Here is a 24,335-nt window from a genome sequence, read left to right on the forward strand (position 1 = left end):
AAAATAGCCACTCGACTGAGTGGCTATTTTATTTATAGGTGCTTACTTTTGCAATAACGCCACAATAGTACGGTTAGCAGGCGGAAAATCATCAGCATTTAACGATCCAATTGATGTCCACTTGAATTTTTGTCCCTCTTTACCATAGGGCTCATTATCCCATTGCGTGACTAAGAAAAAGGATAAGGTAATGTGTCTATCTGGAAAATCATGCTCTACTGTTTCAAAAAGTGAGCATTGCGTTACATCAATACCGATTTCTTCTTGTAACTCACGTACTAGCGCCTGCTCTGGAGTCTCTTTATCTTCTAATTTTCCCCCCGGAAATTCCCAAAATCCCCCCATATGCGATTTTAGAGGGCGTTGGGTGATAAAGACATTATTGTGTTGATCACAAATAATACCCGCAGCAATATGTAGCTTTTTTTTATCCATTATAGACAACCTATTGAATAGTCACGTTATTATAACAACTTAACGATATTATAACGTATATCCAACAGCGCTACTCTGGTTTTCTTTCCCTGATTATCTCGATTAATTAACGATAAATAGGTAAGAAACCGAACTGTGCTAATGTTTGGCAAATAATCCCTACTGCACCAAAAGCGATAACAGCATAAATTAACCCTTTGCCACCCCACACTTTAAAACCAGAGTTTGGAAATTTCTCGCGTGCTTTCAGTGCCATAACCGCAGGACAAATAATTGCCCATACACACGCGGCGGTTCCTGCATAAGCAATCGCAATTAAGAACCCATTAGGGAAAAGTAAACATAATAGTAACGGCGGCGTAAAACATAAAACGCCAGATTTTAAGCGCCCTGTCTTGTTATCTTCAAATTTTAGTGATGCTAAAATATAGTCGAACAGACCAATCGCTACCCCTAAAAATGAACAGAATACGGCACTAATAGAAAACCATAATAAAAATCCTTCAATATATTTACTATTTAATACAGTATATAAAGAATCAATAAAGGCATCTAAGTTACCACCCTTTTGGATAATTGTAATAAATTGCTCACGAGGTAAATTCCCCATCGTGCCAATCATCCAAAGTAAATAAATTACCAGCGCTAAAACACAACCAATAACACAACTTTTTACAACCTTTTTTTCATTTTCATGATAGAGCTTATAAAGGCTACAAACATTACCATGATAACCAAAAGAGGTGATAGCATAAGGAATAATAATAAAAATAAAAGGATAAAGATATAATTGGCTTTTACCTTCAAAGGTTGCAGTAAATAATAGATCACCTCTCGCTTTAAAGAATAATCCCGAAAATGCCAATACGAATAGAACAATCTTAATAAATAAAAATATTGAGGTTAAACGGCTGGCACAAGCGCCTCCCCACCATATTGTTGCTCCGAGCACTATAGTAAATACAACGAATATCACTCTAAGGTTTAAATTAAGACCATATAAAGATGAAGCTTCATAAATAATCGAACCTGCAGCAGAGATATAAGCATAAATTAATATATACAATACGAATATCAAAGACGCATTCGCAAGATAACACGCCCATTTAGGTAATAACTCTTTCGATATATGAAAGTAGTTTGTCCCTGCGCCATATTTAGATATACATTCAAGAATATAAATTCCAGAATGAAACATAAAGAAACAGACAATAAATAATATAAAGAGTGAGTTAACAAACCAAGCACCAGACATTATTGTTGGTAGGCTAAACATTCCCGCACCAATCATGGCGCCGCCCAACACAAACCCCCCTACAATAATTGAGGGTTCTTTGTTTACCGACTTATTTTCCATTTTTTAGTCCTTACTGAAATAAGGATAGGGCTCTCGCATTGCACGAGAGCCATTATTATTGTGGAGTATTATTTATTTGATAGGTTTTAATCTAGCAGTAAAGTGTCTTAATACCGGTGGCTCATATTCGAACTCAAGACCTTTAAGCGTTTTAAACTTCTCTTTTAAGCCGATAAGTGCATCAGCAATATAATCCATATGGTCGTTAGTGTAGACACGACGTGCAATGGTTAAACGCATAAATTCCATATCTGCATGTTTTTGCTTACCTGTTGCAGGATCACGACCTAATAAGAACGAACCGATTTCAACAGCACGAACACCTGACTCTAAGTAAAGTGCGTTAATGACAGCTTGAGCTGGGAATTGATCGCCCGGGATATGCGGTACCAGTTTTTTACAGTCAACGAAAACCGCATGTCCACCAGTAGGATATTGAATCGGAATGCCCGCTTCACGTAAACGGTCACCCAGATATTGAACCTGACCAATACGATAGTGCAGGTATTCTTCCTCAGTACCTTCTTCTAAACCTTGTACCATTGCAGCCATATCACGGCCAGCTAAACCACCATAGGTAACAAAGCCTTCCATTGGTACACAGCGTTGTCTTGCTAATGTGAATACTTCTTCATTATCACGAATTGAGACTAAACCGCCAATATTTAACAATGGATCTTTCTTCGCTGACATTGTTAACGCGTCAGCATATTTATACATGTCTAAAATAATTTCTTTAATGGTTGCATTTTTATATTTAGGATCACGCTGTTTAATGAAGTACGCATTTTCACAATAACGCGCTGAGTCCATAACAACAAAAATACCGTGTTGTTTTGCGATTTCGTAAACTTCTCTTAAATTGTCCATTGAAACAGGCTGACCACCAGCACTATTACAGGTCACTGTTGAAACAATGGCAACAACGTTATCAGCACCATGTTTGGCAATATTTTCTTTTAATTTAGCAATATCAAAATTGCCCTTCCAATCATCATAGGTTTCTGAATCAAACGCTTTCTCAGTAACAATATTAATTGCTTTACAGCCATTTAATTCAACGTGTGCTGCTGTTGTGTCGAAATGGAAGTTAGAAATAAATACAGGATTTTTCGCTTTTCCATCTTTTTGTTTATATTTTAATAATACTGGGAAAAGAATATTTTCAGCACCACGACCTTGGTGAGCAGGAATAATATAATCGTAGTTAAATAACTCTTTGGCTTTATCTTTTAAATCATAATAGTTTCTTGAACCTGCATAAGCTTCATCACCTGTTATCATTGCTGCCCACTGGTGATCACTCATTGCATTAGTACCAGAGTCTGTTAATAAATCAATATAAACAGCATGACTTGGTAATAGGAATGGGTTATATCCTGCTTCTTTTAATGCAGCTTCACGTTCTTCTCTTGAAGGAACACGGATTTTTTCTACCATTTTAATACGGAATGGTTCTACGATTCTTTTAGCCATGATAATACCTTTAATATAAATTAAAATAATAAAATTAGAATAAATAAAATAATCTTCCCATTTAAATCAAACGGAAAAAGAGTATTAAATTATTTTGAATGGATATAAAAAAGGATTATTTTTCAGGAAAGTAGAAGGCGAGTTCAGAATCAATATTAAACCATTTCTTCAATCTGAAGAAACCTCTTAATATTATCAAAACATTAAATGATGAGAACATACTTTAACCCTTATAGTCAGGAAATAGTACAATTTACACGCTAATTTATATAACAGTTAAACATAATTAGTAATATAACAATAGTATATTTTGGACGAAAATCACACTATTTATAATAAATAATATATTAACGTGATCACTATCACTTACTTTAATCTTTAATTAAATATTTTTTTATAACTTAAATTTTTATTGATAAAATCAAGTAGTAATACATGTGTTTATATTGCATTTTCACAAAATGAAAGCTGTATTTAAATAACCTTACTTTTTACCATGAATAATAATTTAACAATAAACTCCTAATCTCTTTACTTTTCTAGCGCTCGTTTTATTCATTAAAATGAAATAATAATTCATGAAATATTTATTCCAGAATACAACATTAATAAATTTATAAATAACAAATGAAAAGCTAACTAATCTGCTTCTTTTTCATATCTTCGAATCCTCTCTCATTATTTATCTTCACTTTATAAAAAATGAAAAGGTTTCAATTAACATAGCTAAATCGATGGTAATTTAAGCAAGAAAAAATAACACGGAAGATTATAACCATGAAAATCAACACTATATAATCCACTTAAATGAATCATTTGTTTAAATAATGCTATTTGAGATATCAATCATTTTAGTTATGTCACTATTTAATATCGAAAGAGATGGAAATTTATCTTTATTTCATCGATTTTTAATTTCTTTTCATATTGAGAGTGACCGGTATTTATTATTCTAAAATTAACGATAATATAAAAACATTAATTATTATCTTTATATATTTAAGCAATATTATTTATATTTGAATTAATACCTTTATATTGAGGTAAAATGAGAAAAAAAGTTATTTTATTAACACTATTAAGTGGATTTTCAACCTGTGGATTAACAGCAAATGACGCCGGCTATTTAGGCTCGATGGGAGAATCGCGGCGCGCATTACAAGATAGCCAACGTGAAATAAACCAACTTATTGAACAAAATCGCTATCAACAACTTCAAGAAAATGCATTAGAGGTTTCACCTACCCCCACACTTATTACTGAATCAGAGCATTGTTTGCCTATTAATGGTGTATATGTTCAAGGAATTACTTTACTTAATGAAAAAGATCTTGATTCCTTAACACCATTACCAGAGCAATGTATAAAAAGTGCTGACGTTAACCGTTTAGTCAAAGAGTTAACCCAACGCTATCTCCAACATGGTTATATCACTGCCAGAGTTCAATTTTTACGCCCAAATCAAGAGCAACAGCTTGGGCTGTATGTTATTGAAGGCTTTATTGAAAAAATTGAAGGCGGTGATCGAGGTGTTAACACAGCACTACTTTTCCCTCATGTTGAAGGGGAGCCTCTTAAGCTTTCAAAACTGGATCAAGGGCTAGATCAAGCAAACCGCTTACAGTCGAATAAAGTTAAACTCGATATATTGCCTGGTACGCAATTAGGTGGCTCTATTATTCAGCTCACCAATCAGCAACAAGCACCGTGGCATCTAAATATTTCAAGTGATAACTATGGACAAAAAAACTCAGGCCGCTGGTTAGTTCGAACCAATGCGAGCTTAGACAGCCCATTAGGGTTATCTGACTTTGTTAGCTTAAATGCCAGTATTACCACTGATAGCCCTAATACACGTTTTAATCGTGCTTACACCCTACTCTATTCTTTACCTTATGGTGCATTGACATTCAGCACTTTTGGTAGCTATTCGGAGTATGAATTTCATCAAGCACTACAAACACGTACCGTACGTTTATCCGGTGATACAACACAAGTTGGTTTAAGGGGAGATTACGCTTTTTATCGTAGTCAAAAACAGATTGATACCTTAAACATGCAGATAACACATAAGCGAATACGTAACTATTTCAGCCAAATTCGCCTTGAGCTCAGTAGCCCTGCACTTACAACGGTAGAGTTAGGTATCAACCATTTACACATTGTTCCAAATGGTGTCATCAGCATTAATTTAAGTGCAGAGAAAGCCATTAGTTGGTTTGGTGCAGATGAATCACCTCGTGTTGTTAATGGCAATGGTAATGACTATCGCTTTACAAAAGTTAAGCTTTTTGCCAATTGGCAACATCGTTTTGCCTTATCGAATTCTACATTTTTATTCAATAGCGCCTTCTTTGGTCAATATAGCCCCGACACCTTACCGGGTGTGGAATGGCTTAGTTTAACGGATAAAAACGCAATCCGTGGTTTTGACCAAAGTACACTTTCTGGCGATAACGGCGGCTATTTACGTAATACGCTTTCTTATCCTTATCGGATAAACACATTTTCAATCACCCCTCGAATTGGCCTCGATGCAGGCCGAGTTCAACAACATGGTAACTATGAAGGATGGCGTAGTGGCTATGGGCTAAGTTCGGGCTTAAATCTCCAATATCAAAAAGCACAATTCGATATTGAAGTCGCCAAGGGGCATTTGCTTTACAACCAAACGAATTCCAATAAAACCAAAGACCCTACTCAAGTGTTAGTTAGATTTTCATATTTATTTTGATTCACACTCATAGCAATAAACGGAGAAAACTCTATGAAATCAAAAAACTTCAAGCTCTCTCCTTCGGGTAGGCTTGCTGCATCTTTAGCGATTATTTTCGTATCACTAAATGCATATGCTGGCGGTATTGTTCCTGATGCGGGCAATCAAGGACCGAATGTTTCATCAGCCAATGGTGGCACTCAAGTCATTAATATCGTTACACCAAATAACGAAGGTATCTCTCATAACCAATATCAAGATTTTAATGTAGGTAAACCAGGCGCTGTTTTTAACAACTCCTTAGAGGCGGGGCAATCACAACTTGCTGGACAATTAAATGCCAACAGCAATTTAAATGGACAAGCAGCTTCTTTAATTTTAAATGAAGTTGTTAGCCGAAATCCTTCGTTCTTATTAGGTCAGCAAGAAGTTTTTGGTATCGCTGCAGAATATGTACTTTCTAACCCAAATGGTATTACCTGTGATGGATGCGGTTTTATCAATACCAGCCGCTCTTCCCTGGTTGTCGGTAACCCATTATTTGAAAATGGTGAGTTAAAAGGTTATAGCACGCTTAACAATACGAATTTACTTTCTATTGGCAAAAACGGATTACACGCTCCCGGCCTTTTAGATTTAATTGCGCCTCGTATTGATAGCCGAGGCAAAATAACTGCAGCAGAAATTTCTGCATTGACTGGTCAAAATACGTTCTCTCAACGCTTTGATATTCTTTCATCACAAAAACCCGCTTCTGCCTTAGATAGCTATTTCTTTGGTAGTATGCAATCTGGTCGTATCCGTATTATTAATACTGCAGAAGGTAGTGGTGTTAAATTAACAGGTAAATTTGTTTCTGATAACGAATTAAGTGTCAGAGCGGACAATATTCAAACGGATAGCCAAGTTCGCTATGACAGCTACGATAAAGATGGTAGTGAAAACTATCAAAATTACCGTGGCGGTATTGCTGTTAATAACAGTGGTTCAAGCCAAACTCTGACAAAAACAGAATTAAAAGGTAAAAACATCACATTAGTTGCTGATAATAAAAACCAAATTAAAGCCTCTGATTTAATGGGTGATGATATTTTATTACAAGGCGCTCATTTAACAGTTGATGGCAAACAGTTACAGCAAAAAGATACCGATACTGACAATCGTTGGTTCTATTCTTGGCAATATGATGTTACTAAAGAAAAAGAGCTAGTACAGCAAGTTGGTAGCCATATTGATGCCAAAAACAGTGCGACATTAACAGCAACTAAAGGTGATGTAACACTTGAAGGTGCCAAAATTAATGCGGGTAACACACTGGCAATTAATGCTAATCAAGATATCAATATCAACGGATTAGTTGAGAAAGAAAATCGCAGTGAAAATGGCTACAAGCGTAACCATACTTCTCGTTTAGAAACTGGTAGCTGGAGCAATAGCCATCAAACAGAAACCTTAAAAGCCAGTGAATTAACCGCAGGCAAAACGCTGGGATTAAATGCTGAAGGCTCAGTTGTCGCTCAAGGTGCAAAATTACATTCTAATGAGAATGTTGTCGTTAACGCTAAAGAGAACATCAATCTTAATGTTCAAAATACCAACAATGATAAAACAGTAACCGACAATCATGTTGTTTGGGGTGGTATCGGCGGTGGTAATAATAAGAACAATAACAATAAACAAGAAGTCAGCCATTCAACACAATTAACGGCTGACGGACAACTGTTACTTGCAGCAGATAACAGTGTCAAAATCACAGGTAGTCAAGTCAAAGGCAATCAAGGCGCCTTTGTTAAAACGACTCAAGGTGACGTTGTTATTGATAATGCAATTAGTGAAACCATCACTAAAACAGATGAACGTACAGGTACTGCATTTAACATTACTAAAAACTCCCACAAGAATGAAACTAACCAACAGCATTCAACGGGTAGTGAATTAGTTTCTGATGCAGAGTTAACTGTAGTCAGTGGCAAAGATGTCAATGTAATTGGTAGCTTAATTAAAAGCGCTGATGAGTTAGGTATTGAATCTTTAGGTGATATCAACGTTAGATCTGCACAACAAACCACAAAAATCAATGATGAAAAAACATCATTAGAGATCACTGGTCATGCCAAAGAAGTTGAAGACAAGCAATATAGCGCAGGTTTTCATATCACTCATACATCCAACAAAAACAATAGCACTGAAACTGAACAAGTAGGATCTACTCTCAGTGGTGGCAGTGTTAAAGTTCAAGCGGATAAAGATGTCACTTTTGCTGGCTCTGACTTAAAAACAACCGCAGGTAATGCCTCTGTTTCTGGTGACAATGTTGCTTTTGTTTCAACAGAAAACAAAAAAGAGACTGACAGTACAGATAGAACCATTTCAGGTGGCTTTAGCTATACCGGTGGTGTTGATAAGATTGGTAGTAAAGCTGATTTCCAATATGACAAACAGCATACAACAACTGAACTCACCAAAAACAAAGGTAGCGAAACGCAAGTTGCAGGTGATTTAACCATTACTGCAAACAATGATGTGACGCATCAAGGCGCATCACACAAAGTTGATGGTATGTATAAAGAGTCAGGTGAAAATATCAATCACCTTGCTGCAAATGATAGTGCAACATCTAAAACAGATACCTTAAATATCGGTGTCGATGTGGGTGTTAATCTTGATTACAGCGGCGTTACTCAGCCGATTAAGAAAGCCGTTGAAGATGGTGTTGATGTTGCTAATCCTGATAGCAATAAAGGTATTGATAAAAAAGTTACCTTTAAAGATGCCATTAGTAATCTTGCTAACTTAAGTAATTTAGAGGCGCCGAATGTGGGTGTTGAAGTTGGTATTAAAGGTGGCGGTAGCCAGAAATCACAAAGTGATAGCCAAGCGGTTTCAACATCAATTACTGCAGGTAAAATTAATACTGACAGCAATAAAACGCTACATGACCAAGGTACTCATTATCAATCGACCCAAGGTGATATTGCGCTAACAGCTAACACTCATACCAGTGAAGCAGCCCAAAACAAACACCAAGAGTCCTTCCATGAAACAACTGGTGGCGGTCAAGTAGGTGTCAGCACCAAAACAGGCAACGACATTACCGTAGCAATTAAAGGTGAAGGTAAAACCACTGACACAAGCCTAACCACAACCAAAGCTGAAGGTAGCCAATTTAATTCAGCCGGTAATATCAATATTCATGTACGTGAAGATGCTCATTATGAAGGCGCTAAGTTTGATGCTCAAGATGGAAAAACTGTCATTAATGCTGGTGGTGATTTAACACTTGCACAAGTAGCAGATACCCACACTGAAAGCCAACATAACATGAATGGCAGTGCAAACCTGAAAGTAGGTACAACACCAGACAGTAAAGATTACGGTGGTGGCTTTAACGCAGGTGGTGCAAATCATCAAAAAGATCAGACAACAGCAAAAGCGGGTTCAGTGAATGGCTCTCAAGGTATTGAGTTAAACTCAGGCCATAATCTGACTTTACAAGGCACTCATTTAACCAGCGAAAATGATGTTGCTCTGACTGCAACTAACAAAGTTGATTTCCAAGCAACAGAATCTCAACGTACTGAAACAGGTAAGAACTTATCGGGTGGATTACAAGCGGGCTTCGGTCAAAAAACAGGTGATAAATCGTCTTCTGTCAATGGCTTAGGCGGTGCTGAATTTGCTATTGGTAAGCAAGATGAGAAGAGTGTTTCTCGTGAAGGTGGAACCATTGCTAACCAAGGTAATTTAACCGTTAATGGTAGCTCTGTTAATCTTCAAGGTACTAAAGTTAATAGCAAAGATACGCAATTAACTTCTCAATCTGGTGATACCACGCTGATATCAGCACAATCAACTGATTACAAAAATAACTGGGGTACTGATATCTCTTTAAATGGCAAGCAAACCAATACAACGCCAAAAGAAGTGACTGAAGAAAACCCAGCAACCTCTATCCATGATATTGGTGGCAAAGTTTTAGTGAATGTTGAAGATCAACAAAAGTCTACACACCAAAATGCCTCTGTAGAAACAGGCACATTAACTGTAAATAGTGACAAAAACCTCGCGCTTTCTGGTGCAAATGTTTCTGCAGATAATGTAACGGGTAATGTGGGCGGTGATTTTACAGTGACTAGCCAAAAAGACAGCGATCGTCACGTTAATGTTGATGTAAATGTCGGTTATAACCACAACAATGATCCTAAATCTAGCCAAGTTGATAAAACGGCTAAAGCAGGTGGATCACTATTAGAAGACACTATCAAAGAGACCATTGATTCAGGTATTAAATCTGCAACAGATGTTATCTCTGATAAATATAATTCACTCTCTTCAACTATCGCAGATAAAGCGGGTATCAGTGGCGAAACAAAAGCCAAAATTGATAAAGGCGTTGGCACAGTGGGTAACGGTATCAAAAATATTGTAACCGGTGCTGAAGGTCATACAGCCAATGCGGATATCAAAGTTTCTCATATTGATAATGATGCGGTGACTCAAACCACAACCTTAACTAGCAAAAATGATATTTCATTAAATGTAAGTGGTACAACTAAGCTTACAGGTGCTGAAATTAAAAGTGAGCAAGGTCAGGTTGATTTAGGTGGTAGCAACGTTCAATTAAATAATATTGAAGGTCATCAATATGAAGCCGGTGCAGATCTTGATCTGAAATCATCTGCAGTTGATTTAGTGAAACAACTTACAGGTGGCGACTTATCATTAAAATCACCTGTTAAAGTTAATGAAACTGTAAATACAAAATCGTCTATTTCTGAAAAATAATAGATACCTCATAAAAGAGTAATGCCTATTCTTTTGTAAGCCAAACCCGCTTGTTATCACAATAAGCGGGTTTTTTATTTATCTGCTTAGATTTCGCTGATCATCCAATAAATTTACACTTCTTTAAGATTTAAATTAAATGCAGAAAATGAGGAATAGAAGGTAATGCATTGAATTAAAAATAGAAAAATACATTTTATCGTAGAAATTAAATCTCTATCGATTTCTTGACCTTCCCCTAATGGTAAAGCCTAAGCTTTATCTTATACCATATTTAAGAGGGGATTTTTGATGAACACTAATACTACGTTGTCCTCTGCCAATCGGTTGAGTTTACCTGTTGAAGGTATGACATGTGCATCATGTGTTGGTCGTGTCGAACGAGCCTTAAAAGCCGTACCACAAATACAAGATGCCGTTGTCAATCTAGCCACTGAACGTGCAGATATTACATTTACAAATACACCCGACCCAATAGTTGCCGTGAGCGCCATTGAAAGTTCAGGTTATAAAGTACCCGAAGAGATAACCGAGCTGGCAATTGAAGAAATGACCTGCGCATCTTGCGTTGGTCGTGTAGAAAAAGCACTAGCTCAAGTACCCGGTGTATTAGAAGCCACAGTAAACCTTGCAACTGAACGCGCTCGGGTACGCCATTTATCAGGCGTAGTATCGATCACGGATTTAGAGGCCGCCGTTGTACACGCAGGCTATAAACCCCGTCGTTTATCTGATGATCCAGCAAATACACGTGATGTAGGTGAAGAGCGTCGTGAAAAAGAGGAACGTTCATTACGCCGCGCATTACTTATCGCCACTATTTTCACATTACCCGTTTTTGTTATTGAAATGGGCTCACACTTTATTCCCGGCGTACATGGTTGGGTTACTCAAACACTGGGGCAACAACTAAACTGGTATATTCAATTTATCCTCGCCACTGTTGTGATGTTTGGCCCTGGTTTACGCTTTTTCCAAAAAGGAATACCAGCGTTATTACGCGGTGCTCCTGATATGAACTCATTAGTGTCTGTTGGTACAGCCGCCGCTTACGGCTATTCAGTAGTATCAACCTTTATTCCTCACGTCTTACCTGCGGGCACAGCCAATATCTATTTTGAAGCCGCTGTTGTGATTGTCACCTTGATCTTGTTAGGAAGAACGCTTGAAGCCAAAGCGAAAGGAAATACATCTCAAGCAATTAAACGGTTAATTGGTTTACAAGCCAAAACAGCGCGAGTTTCTCGTCATGGTGAGACATTGGAAATCCCTCTGGATCAAGTAGTGATGGAAGACATCGTTTTTGTTCGCCCCGGTGAAAAAATACCTGTTGATGGAGAGATTATTGACGGTCACTCTTACGTTGATGAGAGCATGATAACCGGAGAGCCTGTACCTGTATCGAAAGAGATTGGCTCTGATGTTGTGGGTGGAACCATCAATAAAACAGGTGCTTTTAGTTTTAAAGTCACCAAAGTTGGCTCCAATACCGTATTAGCACAAATCATTCGCTTAGTGGAAGAAGCTCAAGGCTCTAAACTTCCTATTCAAGCACTTGTTGATAAAGTCACCATGTGGTTTGTACCTGCGGTTATGTTAGGCGCAACTATCACTTTCTTTATTTGGTTAGCTTTTGGCCCTGAGCCTGCATTAACCTTTGCGCTCATTAATGCCGTTGCCGTATTAATTATTGCCTGTCCATGTGCAATGGGATTAGCAACGCCAACATCCATTATGGTAGGCACAGGTCGTGCCGCAGAATTGGGTATTCTTTTCCGTAAAGGTGAAGCCTTACAAGCCTTACGTGATGTCAATGTTGTTGCTCTTGATAAAACAGGCACATTAACAAAAGGTCGTCCTGAATTAACGGATTTAATTCCAGCAGAAGGTTTTGAATATAACGAAGTCTTACGCCTTGTTGCAGCAATTGAAACTTATTCGGAACACCCTATCGCAGAAGCTATTGTCAATGCAGCTAAAGAGGCTAAATTAACGCTTGCAATGGTTGAAAATTTTGAAGCGGTTCCGGGTTTTGGCGTAAGTGCAACAGTGGGAGGAAGAGCCGTATCTGTTGGTGCTGATCGTTTTATGAAACGACTTGGATTAGATGTCAGTCACTTTATCTCTTCAGCACAGAAACTCGGTGAGCAAGGCAAAAGCCCTCTTTATGCCACTATTGATGGGCGTCTCGCTGCCATTATTGCAGTTGCAGATCCGATTAAAGAAACAACCCCTGAAGCAATCAAAGCTTTACATGATTTAGGTTTGAGAGTTGCCATGATCACCGGTGATAACGAAGCCACAGCAAAAGCGATTGCTAAACAGTTAGGTATTGATGAAATTGCGGCTGAAGTACTTCCTGATGGAAAAATCGAAGCCTTAAAACAATTTAGCCATAAAGGCGCCAAAGTCGCTTTTGTTGGTGATGGTATCAATGATGCTCCGGCACTTGCACAAGCTGATGTTGGGTTAGCGATTGGTACAGGAACCGATGTCGCTATTGAAGCTGCTGATGTGGTGTTAATGTCAGGTGATCTGCGCGGTGTCGTTGATGCAATAGCTTTAAGCCAAGCCACTATTCGCAATATCAAACAAAACTTATTTTGGGCTTTTGCCTATAACGCTTTATTAATTCCTGTCGCGGCTGGCATGCTTTATCCAATTAATGGCATGTTACTTTCACCCATTATTGCCGCCGCCGCAATGGCACTTTCAAGTGTATTTGTATTGGGTAATGCCTTACGACTAAAACGTTTTCAAGCACCAATGAAAACACATTAATAGATTGATTTTCTTTATAGCCAGACTCCAAAGGATCTGGCTCAATATTATAAAGCGACTACTTTATACTTATAGAGAGTGCTTTATTATCCTATAAGGAGGACATAATGAATATTGGTCAAGCAGCAAAAAAGTCCGGTATTTCAAGCAAAATGATCCGTTATTATGAGCAGATTGGTTTAATTCCCAAGGCTATTCGTACTGATTCAGGTTATCGCGATTACACGGATGCAGACGTAGCTTGCTTTCGTTTTATTCGCCATTCTCGAGCGCTTGGTTTTTCGACAGAACAGATATCAACATTGTTGGTTTTATGGAATAACAGAGAACGCGCCAGTGCTGATGTGAAATCTATTGCACTCTCCCACATTGAAGAGCTCAATCATAAAATTGCTGAACTACAACGAATGACAAAAACGCTAGAATATTTAGCGAAAGATTGCCAAGGTGACAACAATCCTGATTGCCCGATTATTGCTGGATTAGTTGAACCCAAGTCAGGCTCTCAAAGTAAAACAACCAAAAGTCACCTTTCCCACCTTCGCTCTTCAATTTAGTTTTTCTATCAACCATAAAAAAATCCCGCTTATTACTAAGCGGGATTTTCTTGTTCAACGAAAGGTTAAATAACCATTGTCATCAATGGATAAATTAACCTAACTGACCATGACAATGCTTAAATTTCTTACCCGATCCACAAGGGCATGGTTCGTTACGACCCACTTTTTTACCTGCGGCGACTTGACCATCTACGGCTGACATTTGAGACTCTTTTGTCACTTCATGACTTAATTGCTGTTGTTTAGCTAAACGTTCTGCTTCTTCACGACGGCGACGTTCTAACTCTTCAACTTCTTCTGGTAAACGAACTTGTACTTTGCTTAGCGTGCTAATCACTTCATATTTCAGTGATTCCAACATATTAGCAAACATAGCGAACGACTCACGTTTGTACTCTTGTTTTGGATCTTTTTGTGCATAACCACGTAAGTGGATACCTTGACGTAAATAATCCATTGCAGCCAAGTGCTCTTTCCACAATGAATCCAGCGTTTGTAACATCACGCCTTTTTCAAAGTTACGCATCATTTCAGCGCTAACGATCTCTTCTTTCGCTTTATAAACTTCGATAGATTTTTCTAAAATACGCTCACGTAACGTTTCTTCGTGTAATTCAGGCTCTTTATCTAACCACTCTTTGATTGGTAAATTTAAATCAAAGTCTTTTTGTAGACATGCCGTTAAGCCTTCGATATCCCACATTTCTTCCAATGATTGAGGTGGAATATAGTTATCAATCATTGAAGTGAATACGTCTTGACGAATGCTATCAATAGTTTCGCTTACGTCTGCCACATCCAGTAATTCGTTACGCTGAGTATAGATTGCACGACGTTGGTCATTTGCTACGTCATCATATTCAAGCAGTTGCTTACGAATATCAAAGTTGCGGTTTTCTACTTTACGCTGTGCGTTTGCAATCGCTTTGGTTACCCAAGGGTGCTCAATCGCTTCGGTTTCATTCATACCTAATTTACGCATCATGCCAGACACTTTGTCTGAAGCAAAAATACGCATTAAGGAGTCTTCCATAGATAAATAGAAACGAGAAGAACCTTCATCACCTTGACGACCCGCACGACCACGTAACTGGTTATCAATACGACGAGATTCGTGACGTTCAGTACCAATGATATGTAAACCACCTGATGCTAATACTGCATCATGGCGCTCTTTCCATTTAGCTTTGATTTCTTCGATTTGCTCTTCTGTTGGCTCTTCAAGTTTAGCCACTTCAGTTTGCCAGCTACCCCCTAACACGATATCAGTACCACGACCTGCCATGTTAGTTGCAATAGTTACCGCTGAAGGTAAACCTGCGTTAGCAATGATGTCCGCTTCCATTGCGTGGAATTTCGCATTCAGCACGTTATGGTGAACATTCGCTTTAGTCAGCGCTTTAGAAATTTCTTCTGATTTTTCAATTGAAATGGTACCCACAAGAACAGGCTGACCATTTTGAGTACGCTCGCGAATATCTTCAATAATGGCGGCAAATTTACCTTGCTCATTCATATAGACTAAGTCAGGTAGATCTTTACGTACCATTGGGCGGTTAGTTGGGATAACAATGGTTTCTAAGCGATAGATAGAGTTAAATTCAAACGCTTCAGTATCCGCAGTACCGGTCATCCCTGCTAATTTTTCGTATAAACGGAAATAGTTTTGGAATGTGATTGACGCTAATGTTTGGTTCTCATTTTGGATCTTCACACCTTCTTTTGCTTCAACCGCTTGGTGTAAACCATCAGACCAACGACGACCTTGCATTGTACGACCCGTGTGTTCGTCAACAATGATAACTTCGCCATCTTTGACAATGTAATCAACGTCTTTGGTAAATAGCGCATGAGCACGTAATGCTGCTGTCACATGGTGCATTAACATAATGTTAGCCGGTGAGTATAAAGACTCTCCTTCTTTCATCATGCCAGCATCTGCTAATAATCCTTCAATTTTAACCAAACCGCGTTCTGTGATATTCACTTGACGTGTTTTTTCATCAACAGAGTAATCGCCTTCACCTTGGAAAGTATCTGAGTCTTCTTTTTCTTGAGAAATCAAGTGAGGGATCACTTTATTCATTTGAATATAAAGCTCAGAACTATCTTCTGCTGGACCTGAAATGATCAGCGGAGTACGCGCTTCATCGATTAAGATTGAGTCGACCTCATCCACTAAAGCATAGTGTAATTTACGTTGAACACGTTCTTGTGGGCTAAATGCCATGTTGTCACGCAGGTAGTCGAAACCAAATTCGTTGTTCGTACCATAAGTGATATCAGCATTATAGGCTTCGCGTTTTACTGGTGGCGCCATATTTGGCAAGTTGATACCAACGCTTAAACCCAAGAATTCAAACAGAGGACGGTTATTTTCGGCATCACGTTGTGCTAGATAGTCATTGACGGTAACAACGTGAACCCCTTTACCTGATAACGCATTTAAATATGCTGGTAATGTTGCAGTTAATGTTTTACCTTCACCTGTACGCATCTCAGCAATACAACGTTCATTTAGCACCATACCACCGATTAACTGCACATCGAAGTGGCGCATACCAAAGACACGCTTACTTGCTTCACGTACGGTTGCAAATGCTTCAGGTAAAATATCTTCTTCTTTTTCACCGTTCTTTAAACGCTCACGAAATTCATTTGTTTTCGCTTTTAGCTCATCATCAGTCAGCTTTTCAAATTCTGGTTCTAATTTATTAATTTCACCAACAACTTTACGCATACGACGGATTGTACGATCATTACGACTACCAAAAATTTTGGTTACAATTTTACCTAACATAAATCTTTATTCTCATTTATGGCGTGAAACGCCGAAAAAAGCCTCTGTATCTATCAATAAACAGAGATAATCATAATCTTATTAGATTAAGTGACTCATTAAGCTGTTAGGTAAGGCCCTGCGCGAATGCCACGGATTTGTGCAAGCCATAATCCGGTATGATAGGAATTTGTATTCTGTACTAAAACATAGCCAGAAAGAGGAAGGTTGCTTAGTGCTGATGATGGAGTTTCTGTTAATAAGGCATACAGAGTATCAAGCATAACCTCTGCAACATTAGAAACAGGTAACGGTTCATCTTTGGCTTTAACCATCAATTCAGGCGAATTAATGGTGAATGCAAAAGAGAGCTGTTTAATCACATTTTTTACTGCGTGTTGCTGCCAGTAATTAAAGGTGAAGGATGAAGCAGGATTCTGTACACTTTGACGTAAGAATAAGTTATCAAACGCAATAAGTGCCTGACTTTGACGGTTTTGAGATAAAGGGGTATCAGTTTGCTGTGGATTTTCGGCATGAGCAGACAACAGCGAAGGTATTCCAATACCTGCTGCTACCATCCCTAAAAGCAGATGCGACCAAAAATATCGCCTGCCAAACTGTCGCCAAAAACTTATAATGCTCATTAACCTTCGTTGCTCATTAATCTTTATTTTGTGGAGTCAAAATCTATGCGGGATAGTTACCCACAATCATTGGAAAAAATCTTCATTGAACTTGAAGGTTCCAATAAAAGTACATTACAACTTATACAACAGCGTGCAACGATTTTACTAAAATTAAATCGCGCCGTCATGGCTCTTTTACCCGTTCCTTTACGAGATAAGTGCCGTGTCGCAAATTATCGCAGTGCTATTTTAATTATTGAAGTTGCAAACGCAAGTTGGTTAACGCGTTTACGTTATGAAACCCCATCATTACTTTCTGCATTGAGACAAGAAATTTTACCATCCTTATCCTCAATAGACATCAAAATAAATCCGTCTTTGGGAATAAAACAGGAAAAAAGATCTTTAATATCATCATTAAAAGAGCAAGAGCCTATAAAGAGACGCCACTTAAGTTTAGAAAGCGCACAATCATTGAAGTATTTGGCAGAGAAAAGCCCGAAGAAATTAAGAGAGAGATTAGAGCGGTTGGCTGCACTTGCCGGAGAGAGTACAAATGCAACCAAAGATGAACGCTAATTAGAGATAATTAACGCGCTTTCCTTCGCAGGAATTAAGCAAAGACCATTGAGGGAGCTTTGAATGCCACAGGCATTTGCGCTTCGTCTTCAAATGTGACGAATTCCCACGCAGATTCTTTTGCTAATACAGCTTGGAGCAATTTATTGTTCAGTGCGTGACCTGATTTAAACGCGGTGAATTCACCAATAATGTTATAGCCACACATAAATAAATCACCGATTGCATCCAACATTTTGTGACGAACGAATTCATCTTCAAAACGCAGGCCATCGTCGTTGAGAACACGATAGTCATCAACTACGATTGCGCAATCGAAGCTTCCGCCTAAACACAATCCTTTAGATTGCAGGTATTCGATATCACGCATAAATCCAAAAGTACGAGCACGACTGATTTGGCTCATAAAAGACTCAGCGGAGAAATCTAATTTATAACGTTGTGTACTTGCATCAATGGCAGGGTGATTAAAATCGATAGTAAAATCTAATTTAAACCCGTTGTATGGACGCATTTCTGCCCATTTGTCGCCATCTTCTACACGTACTGTTTCTTTGATGCGAATGAATTTCTTCGCAGTACGAAGTTCTTCGATGCCTGCATCAAGTAACAAGAAAACAAAAGGTGCTGCACTTCCATCCATAATTGGAATTTCAGGTGCATTCACTTCAATTACGATATTATCAATGCCTAAACCAGCCAGTGCTGCGTTTAAATGCTCAACGGTTGATATACGCACATCGTCTTCGTTAACTAAGCAAGTACATAACATAGTATCACGAACTGATTTTGCGTCTGCTGGAAAATCCACCGGTGGATTTAAGTCAGTACGACGGTAGATGACCCCAGTGTTTGCTGGCGCCGGACGCATTGTAAGCGTAACTTTTTTACCCGTGTGAAGGCCCACACCAGTTGCTTGTACAATTCGTTTTAATGTCCGTTGTTTGATCATCATTTTATCTCGCAATGTTATCCGTCCTACCAATCATTATACTTATAATTGGCAGGACAGTTTAGCACAAAAAGCGGAGATGCCAATCTTTTTGGCGATTAATCAGCCTGTTTTCTCAGGAATGCAGGGATATCTAAATAATCCGGTTCTTTGTTTGCCTGAGTAGATTGTTCGTTAACGGCTTTTGCAGCTGGCTTACTTTCTTCTACGGCAGAGAAAGAAGACATGCTATTTTGCATTTGCTGGTAACGATTCTCCATTGCGCTTTGCTGATTCTGTTTATTAGTTACCAGCGTAATCTCTGGACGTTTGTCCATACCAATACCTGTTGCAACCACAGTCACACGCAATTCATCATTCATTTCTGGGTCAAGGGATGTACCGATAACCACTGTCGCATTATCTGATGCAAATGCACGAATGGTATTACCCACTGTTTCAAATTCATCAAGACGTAAGTCAAAGCCTGCTGTAATGTTGACTAACACACCACGAGCGCCAGATAAGTCGATGTCTTCCAATAATGGACTTGAAATCGCCATCTCTGCTGCTTCTTCAGCACGATCTTCGCCTTTCGCAGCACCAGAGCCCATCATGGCATAACCCATTTCAGACATCACAGTTCTTACGTCAGCAAAGTCAACGTTCATTAAACCTGGGCGAGTAATTAGTTCAGCGATACCTTGAACTGCACCTTTTAATACATCATTAGCTGCACCAAATGCATCTAATAATGAAATGCCACGACCAAGTACTTTTAATAATTTGTCATTTGGAATAGTGATTAATGAGTCAACATGTTTTGATAACTCAGTAATACCTTGTTCCGCAAATGCCATACGTTTTTTGCCTTCAAAATTAAAAGGCTTAGTTACTACAGCAACGGTCAAAATGCCTAATTCTTTAGCCACTTCTGCAACAACAGGCGCAGCACCAGTACCAGTACCACCGCCCATACCTGCTGCGATAAAGACCATATCGGCACCTTCAAGTGCTGCACGTAACCCTTCGCGGTCTTCCTCAGCAGCATTACGGCCCACTTCAGGATTTGCACCTGCACCTAAGCCTTTCGTAATGGCATTACCAATTTGAATAGTCTGTCCGACCGCTGTTTTACGTAGCGCTTGAGCATCCGTATTGACTGCAAAGAAATCTACACCTTCAATACGTTCACGAACCATGTGCTCAACCGCATTACCGCCGCCGCCACCAACGCCGATGACTTTGATCACCGCATCGTTGGTTAATTCCATAGGTTCAAACATAATTTCTCTCCGTTTTGTGCCTTCTCAGGGCCGCTTGCTCAAACGACCTCTTTTTAAATTTGTCTGATTATTAAAACTCTCTTTTTAGCCAACCAGTGAGTTTCTTAAATAAACCACCGACAGCAGAGCGTTTCTCGGTTTCAGTTTCCTCACCAAAGTGAGATTCTTTACCGTAATGCAAGAGCCCAACAGCTGTTGAGTAGTAGGGATCCTGCGCATAATCTGTTAGCCCGGTAATATTTAACGGTTTACCGATCCGTACTTGCGTGTGGAAAACACGTTGAGCACATTCAACAAGTCCATCAATCTGTGCAGCACCACCTGTTAGCACGATACCTGCGGCTAAATGATGCTTAATCCCTTGCTGACGTAACTGTTCTTGAACTTTTAAAATCTCTTCATTAACAAGATTGAGCAATTCGGTATAACGAGGCTCAATCACCTCAGCAAGAGTTTGTCGTTGCAGACTTCTTGGTGGCCTGCCTCCGACACTTGGAACCTCAACATTTTCATCTTTACCAACTAAAGAACCTAATGCACAACCATGGCGAACTTTGATAGCTTCTGCATCATTTGGCGGTGTGCCAAAAGCGTAAGCGATATCGCTGGTTACAACATTGCCTGCATAAGGAATAACGCGGGTATGTCTTAATGCTCCACCGGTATAAATAGCGATATCCATTGTACCGCCACCAATATCAACAACACACACACCTAATTCACGTTCATCTTCTGTTAATACAGCGAAACTTGAAGCGAGCCCCGCAAAAATCAGTTGATCCACTTTTAACCCACAGCGTTCAACTGCTTTTACAATATTCTTTGCCATATCGTTATGGCAGGTAATTAAATGAACTTTAGCCTGCATACGCACGCCCGATAATCCAACTGGGTTTTTGATCCCTTCTTGATAATCAATGGCATACTCTTGCGGTATAACGTGTAAAACACGGTGTTCATCTTTTACTTTGACGGATTTCGCGGTATGTACCACGCTATCAACATCATCTTGAGTTACTTCTTCTTCTGAAATTGGCACCATACCAATCTCATTTTGGCAACTGATATGCTTGCCTGATAACGCCAAATATACTGAAGATATTTGACAGTCAGCCATTAATTCAGCCTGATCTACCGCCCGTTGCACGCATTTTACGACGGATTCGAGATCGTTAACGCCACCTTTATCCATGCCCCGAGATGGACAACTTCCCACCCCGATAATATTCACTACACCATCAGGCAGGATCTCACCGACAAGGGTGGCTACTTTGGCCGTACCAATCTCAAGACCAACTACTAATTTTCTGTCCGTCGCTTTGATCATTATTGTTCTGCCTTCGCCTTCATCGTGTCATCTGCCACGTCTTGTTTATTCATTCTCAAGTAATAAAGGAGCCCATCCGACTGCACCACCACTGTCATAACGCAGATCCACGTAATCAACTCGTTTATCCGTTTGTTGTTGCAGTATCGGATACAACTCAATAAAGCGAGCGATCCGTTTTTCGTTATCCTTACGACCTAACTCCAATCGGACATCATTGTCTAAAACTAATTGCCATCCTTGACGGGCAGACATTGACGCTGCTTTTAAATTCAGGTTACTTGCAAGAAGCTGATCTCTCATTGTGATATAACCTGACAACACCATTTTTTCACTTCCTTGTGGGCCATATAACAAAGGATAACTTCCTTTGGTTTCCAACTGCGTTGGCAGACTGAAAACACGCCCTTCTTTATCAAGAAAGTAAGTATCATTCCAACGAGTAAAGGGAACATACTCTACCAGATGGATTTTAAGTTCATCAGGCCACTGTTTACGAACAGTGACTTGCCTAATCCATGGCATGCGTTCAATTTGTTGCTGAATAATATTCACATCCTGTGTCATAAATGTGCCCGGCTGTCCTAAAGACAAAATGGCCTGACGCACATCATCATTCGTTGTGTAATGGCGCTCGCCTGTTAATACAAGTTTTGATATTGGCAGACGATTTGCGTCTTTCATCCAATTAACCACTTGTATTCCACCCCAAACGATGGTGGCAATCACACATAAGAAAAAGATTAATCCTGATAAATAAGTACCATTACTTGGTCTGTCAGAATGTTGCTTCTCTTTATGTTCTTTTATATTTAGCGCTGCTTGTGACATATTAACCCACTAACTCCTGAGCAACGTTTAAACAAGAGAATCGCCCATCCTTTTGTCCGATATTCCAGCGATTAATACTTTTCCTACATATATATACTTTATGAACACTTTTAGATTTGATAATTAAATCACTAAATTGTTCAATCTGTTGAGAATTATTTACTTTAAAAGAAGAAATAGCGAATTTTTCTGCATTTTTCTTACTTTTTAACTGAAATTTTTTCTCAACACAGATTTGAGCAAGCGAATTCCCGATCATTTTTTTCGCCAATACAGTGTTACTTTCTTCATAACACCCCATCATTACAGTTAGTTTATTGACTATTTCACCATAAATGATGTTCACTTGCTCAAACATCCGTCTTAATCCTCGCTGAAAGATGGCTGTAATTTCGTATCTGCTAAGCGACGCGCTATTTTACCAATATTTCCAGCACCTTGAACTAAAACAAGATCATTATCTGTTAATACACCCGCTAATATTGATGAAATATTATCCACATCAGAAACCCAGATAGGATCTAGCTTCCCACGTTGGCGAATTGTTCGACAAAGTGAGCGACTGTCAGCACCAGCAATAGGCGCTTCCCCAGCAGAATAAACTTCTGTTAATAATAAAATATCAACTTGATTGAGAACAGTGGCAAAATCTTCATATAAATCACGAGTACGTGTATAGCGATGAGGTTGGAAAATCATCACTAGACGTTTGTCTGGCCATCCTGCTCTCGCTGCTTTAATCGTTGCATCAACTTCTGTTGGATGATGACCATAATCATCCACTAGCATGACTTCACCTTCTTGGCCATTAACATGCTCAAGACCATAGTTACCTAAGAAGTCGAAACGACGTCCAGTACCTTGGAAGTTAAGTAATGCGGCTAAAATATGTTCGTCAGCAATGCCTTCTTCTGTGGCTACAGCAACCGCGGCCGTCGCATTCAATGCGTTATGGCGACCAGGTGCGTTTAAGACAACTTGTAAATCTGGCATACCTTCACGAGAAATAGTGAAAAAGCCCTGAGCACCTTTTTGTTCATAATGTGTAATACGAACATCCGCATCTTCACTAAAGCCATAAGTTGTAATGTAACGACCCACTTTAGGAATAATCGAACGGATCACATCATCATCCAGACACATCACAGCACGACCATAGAATGGTAAATTGTGCAAAAAGGTAATAAACGTCTCTTTTAGATTGTCAAAATTACCGTGATATGTGTCCATATGGTCTGCTTCGATATTCGTAACAACAGCAACCATTGGTTGTAAATGTAAAAACGATGCATCGCTTTCATCTGCTTCAGCAATTAAATAACGACTGCAACCTAAACGAGCATGCGTACCAGCCGATTTAACAAGCCCACCATTAACAAAAGTAGGATCCAAACCCGCTTGCGCATAAATGTTTGAAATCATCGCTGTTGTCGTGGTTTTACCATGAGTTCCAGCAATCGCAACGCCATGACGATAACGCATCAATTCAGCCAGCATTTCAGCACGACGGATAACGGGAATACGCGCTTCTCTTGCTGCAATAATCTCAGGGTTTTCAGCACTGATTGCTGTCGAAACCACAACAACACTTGCGCCACGAATATTTTCAGGGCGATGATTAAAATAGATTGTTGCGCCTAAGGCAACGAGCTGTTGTGTGACTACATTTGGTGCTAAATCAGAACCGCTGATTTTATAACCTTCGTTAGCCAGCACTTCAGCAATTCCCCCCATACCCGCACCACCGATGCCGATAAAGTGAATATGCTTAACTTTTCTCATTTCAGGCACAAACGATCTTAATTTTGCCAGTTGTTGTGTATTCACTATTTACTTCTTCACTCTAAGTTAATGGTTACAAGT

Annotated in this window: 17 protein-coding genes; 5 read left to right on the top strand and 12 right to left on the bottom strand. The window is 39.1% G+C overall.

Features of this window, described 5'->3' with window-relative positions:
* Nucleotides 1-42 precede the first annotated feature (42 nt).
* The 4 genes from mutT to tnaC all read right to left on the bottom strand — a co-directional run bounded on the left by mutT (nucleotide 43) and on the right by tnaC (nucleotide 3,488).
* Entirely contained in the window at nucleotides 43-435 is a 393-nt protein-coding gene (gene mutT / locus GWJ01_RS08035) for an 8-oxo-dGTP diphosphatase MutT (RefSeq protein WP_109392874.1), read from the bottom strand.
* Nucleotides 436-541: 106 nt separating this feature from the next.
* Nucleotides 542-1,792, bottom strand: coding sequence for an aromatic amino acid transporter (locus GWJ01_RS08040; protein ID WP_109401545.1), 1,251 nt, complete (start codon nucleotides 1,790-1,792; stop codon nucleotides 542-544).
* Between the two features lie 72 nt (nucleotides 1,793-1,864).
* Nucleotides 1,865-3,268, bottom strand: a complete 1,404-nt coding sequence (locus GWJ01_RS08045; protein ID WP_109392872.1) for a tryptophanase — start codon at nucleotides 3,266-3,268, stop codon at nucleotides 1,865-1,867.
* A gap of 115 nt (nucleotides 3,269-3,383) precedes the next feature.
* Nucleotides 3,384-3,488: a tryptophanase leader peptide gene (tnaC, locus tag GWJ01_RS19040; protein ID WP_088494935.1), complete on the bottom strand. Its 105-nt coding sequence runs from the start codon at nucleotides 3,486-3,488 to the stop codon at nucleotides 3,384-3,386.
* Between the two features lie 828 nt (nucleotides 3,489-4,316).
* Between tnaC and GWJ01_RS08055 the strand changes: the two genes are divergently transcribed.
* The 4 genes from GWJ01_RS08055 to cueR all read left to right on the top strand — a co-directional run bounded on the left by GWJ01_RS08055 (nucleotide 4,317) and on the right by cueR (nucleotide 14,107).
* Complete coding sequence (locus GWJ01_RS08055) at nucleotides 4,317-6,002, top strand: ShlB/FhaC/HecB family hemolysin secretion/activation protein (RefSeq protein ID WP_109401544.1); 1,686 nt, start codon at nucleotides 4,317-4,319, stop codon at nucleotides 6,000-6,002.
* Nucleotides 6,003-6,035: 33 nt separating this feature from the next.
* Complete coding sequence (gene hpmA, locus GWJ01_RS08060; RefSeq protein WP_109401543.1) at nucleotides 6,036-10,769, top strand: calcium-independent hemolysin HpmA; 4,734 nt, start codon at nucleotides 6,036-6,038, stop codon at nucleotides 10,767-10,769.
* Between the two features lie 291 nt (nucleotides 10,770-11,060).
* Nucleotides 11,061-13,550, top strand: a complete 2,490-nt coding sequence (locus GWJ01_RS08065) for a heavy metal translocating P-type ATPase (protein ID WP_109401542.1) — start codon at nucleotides 11,061-11,063, stop codon at nucleotides 13,548-13,550.
* Nucleotides 13,551-13,657: 107 nt separating this feature from the next.
* Nucleotides 13,658-14,107: a Cu(I)-responsive transcriptional regulator gene (gene cueR / locus GWJ01_RS08070; protein WP_109392868.1), complete on the top strand. Its 450-nt coding sequence runs from the start codon at nucleotides 13,658-13,660 to the stop codon at nucleotides 14,105-14,107.
* A gap of 94 nt (nucleotides 14,108-14,201) precedes the next feature.
* Here the strand turns inward: cueR and secA are convergent, their stop codons facing one another.
* Nucleotides 14,202-16,910, bottom strand: a complete 2,709-nt coding sequence (gene secA / locus GWJ01_RS08075; protein WP_098942193.1) for a preprotein translocase subunit SecA — start codon at nucleotides 16,908-16,910, stop codon at nucleotides 14,202-14,204.
* A 98-nt stretch (nucleotides 16,911-17,008) separates the two neighbouring features.
* Nucleotides 17,009-17,536, bottom strand: a complete 528-nt coding sequence (secM, locus tag GWJ01_RS08080) for a secA translation cis-regulator SecM (RefSeq protein ID WP_075670795.1) — start codon at nucleotides 17,534-17,536, stop codon at nucleotides 17,009-17,011.
* Between the two features lie 45 nt (nucleotides 17,537-17,581).
* Here secM and GWJ01_RS08085 point away from each other — a divergent pair, with 45 nt between their 5' ends.
* Nucleotides 17,582-18,097 (top strand): DUF721 domain-containing protein, encoded by a 516-nt coding sequence (locus GWJ01_RS08085; RefSeq protein ID WP_161710949.1) that lies wholly within the window; start codon nucleotides 17,582-17,584, stop codon nucleotides 18,095-18,097.
* A gap of 34 nt (nucleotides 18,098-18,131) precedes the next feature.
* Here the strand turns inward: GWJ01_RS08085 and lpxC are convergent, their stop codons facing one another.
* The 6 genes from lpxC to murC form a co-directional block, all read right to left on the bottom strand.
* A complete protein-coding gene (gene lpxC / locus GWJ01_RS08090; protein WP_036913397.1) occupies nucleotides 18,132-19,049 on the bottom strand; it encodes a UDP-3-O-acyl-N-acetylglucosamine deacetylase in 918 nt (305 codons plus the stop codon).
* Nucleotides 19,050-19,147: 98 nt separating this feature from the next.
* On the bottom strand, nucleotides 19,148-20,314 hold the full coding sequence (ftsZ, locus tag GWJ01_RS08095; protein WP_023581499.1) for a cell division protein FtsZ: 1,167 nt from the start codon (nucleotides 20,312-20,314) through the stop codon (nucleotides 19,148-19,150).
* Nucleotides 20,315-20,384: 70 nt separating this feature from the next.
* Nucleotides 20,385-21,641: a cell division protein FtsA gene (gene ftsA, locus GWJ01_RS08100; protein WP_098942190.1), complete on the bottom strand. Its 1,257-nt coding sequence runs from the start codon at nucleotides 21,639-21,641 to the stop codon at nucleotides 20,385-20,387.
* Nucleotides 21,642-21,686: 45 nt separating this feature from the next.
* Nucleotides 21,687-22,472: a cell division protein FtsQ gene (gene ftsQ, locus GWJ01_RS08105; protein ID WP_109401540.1), complete on the bottom strand. Its 786-nt coding sequence runs from the start codon at nucleotides 22,470-22,472 to the stop codon at nucleotides 21,687-21,689.
* Nucleotide 22,473: 1 nt separating this feature from the next.
* On the bottom strand, nucleotides 22,474-22,830 hold the full coding sequence (locus GWJ01_RS08110; RefSeq protein ID WP_109401539.1) for a hypothetical protein: 357 nt from the start codon (nucleotides 22,828-22,830) through the stop codon (nucleotides 22,474-22,476).
* A gap of 5 nt (nucleotides 22,831-22,835) precedes the next feature.
* Nucleotides 22,836-24,299, bottom strand: a complete 1,464-nt coding sequence (gene murC, locus GWJ01_RS08115; protein ID WP_109401538.1) for a UDP-N-acetylmuramate--L-alanine ligase — start codon at nucleotides 24,297-24,299, stop codon at nucleotides 22,836-22,838.
* Between the last annotated feature and the right edge of the window lie 36 nt (nucleotides 24,300-24,335).

The organism is Proteus sp. G2618, from assembly GCF_009915995.1.
GTDB classification, from domain to species: domain Bacteria; phylum Pseudomonadota; class Gammaproteobacteria; order Enterobacterales; family Enterobacteriaceae; genus Proteus; species Proteus terrae.

What these genes read in the sequence shown, in the direction of transcription:
- mutT (WP_109392874.1), bottom strand. Translation starts at nt 435, where the DNA reads ATGGATAAAAAAAAGCTACATATTGCTGCGGGTATTATTTGTGATCAA.
- GWJ01_RS08040 (WP_109401545.1), bottom strand. Translation starts at nt 1,792, where the DNA reads ATGGAAAATAAGTCGGTAAACAAAGAACCCTCAATTATTGTAGGGGGG.
- GWJ01_RS08045 (WP_109392872.1), bottom strand. Translation starts at nt 3,268, where the DNA reads ATGGCTAAAAGAATCGTAGAACCATTCCGTATTAAAATGGTAGAAAAA.
- tnaC (WP_088494935.1), bottom strand. Translation starts at nt 3,488, where the DNA reads ATGTTCTCATCATTTAATGTTTTGATAATATTAAGAGGTTTCTTCAGA.
- GWJ01_RS08055 (WP_109401544.1), top strand. Translation starts at nt 4,317, where the DNA reads ATGAGAAAAAAAGTTATTTTATTAACACTATTAAGTGGATTTTCAACC.
- hpmA (WP_109401543.1), top strand. Translation starts at nt 6,036, where the DNA reads ATGAAATCAAAAAACTTCAAGCTCTCTCCTTCGGGTAGGCTTGCTGCA.
- GWJ01_RS08065 (WP_109401542.1), top strand. Translation starts at nt 11,061, where the DNA reads ATGAACACTAATACTACGTTGTCCTCTGCCAATCGGTTGAGTTTACCT.
- cueR (WP_109392868.1), top strand. Translation starts at nt 13,658, where the DNA reads ATGAATATTGGTCAAGCAGCAAAAAAGTCCGGTATTTCAAGCAAAATG.
- secA (WP_098942193.1), bottom strand. Translation starts at nt 16,910, where the DNA reads ATGTTAGGTAAAATTGTAACCAAAATTTTTGGTAGTCGTAATGATCGT.
- secM (WP_075670795.1), bottom strand. Translation starts at nt 17,536, where the DNA reads ATGAGCATTATAAGTTTTTGGCGACAGTTTGGCAGGCGATATTTTTGG.
- GWJ01_RS08085 (WP_161710949.1), top strand. Translation starts at nt 17,582, where the DNA reads ATGCGGGATAGTTACCCACAATCATTGGAAAAAATCTTCATTGAACTT.
- lpxC (WP_036913397.1), bottom strand. Translation starts at nt 19,049, where the DNA reads ATGATCAAACAACGGACATTAAAACGAATTGTACAAGCAACTGGTGTG.
- ftsZ (WP_023581499.1), bottom strand. Translation starts at nt 20,314, where the DNA reads ATGTTTGAACCTATGGAATTAACCAACGATGCGGTGATCAAAGTCATC.
- ftsA (WP_098942190.1), bottom strand. Translation starts at nt 21,641, where the DNA reads ATGATCAAAGCGACGGACAGAAAATTAGTAGTTGGTCTTGAGATTGGT.
- ftsQ (WP_109401540.1), bottom strand. Translation starts at nt 22,472, where the DNA reads ATGTCACAAGCAGCGCTAAATATAAAAGAACATAAAGAGAAGCAACAT.
- GWJ01_RS08110 (WP_109401539.1), bottom strand. Translation starts at nt 22,830, where the DNA reads ATGTTTGAGCAAGTGAACATCATTTATGGTGAAATAGTCAATAAACTA.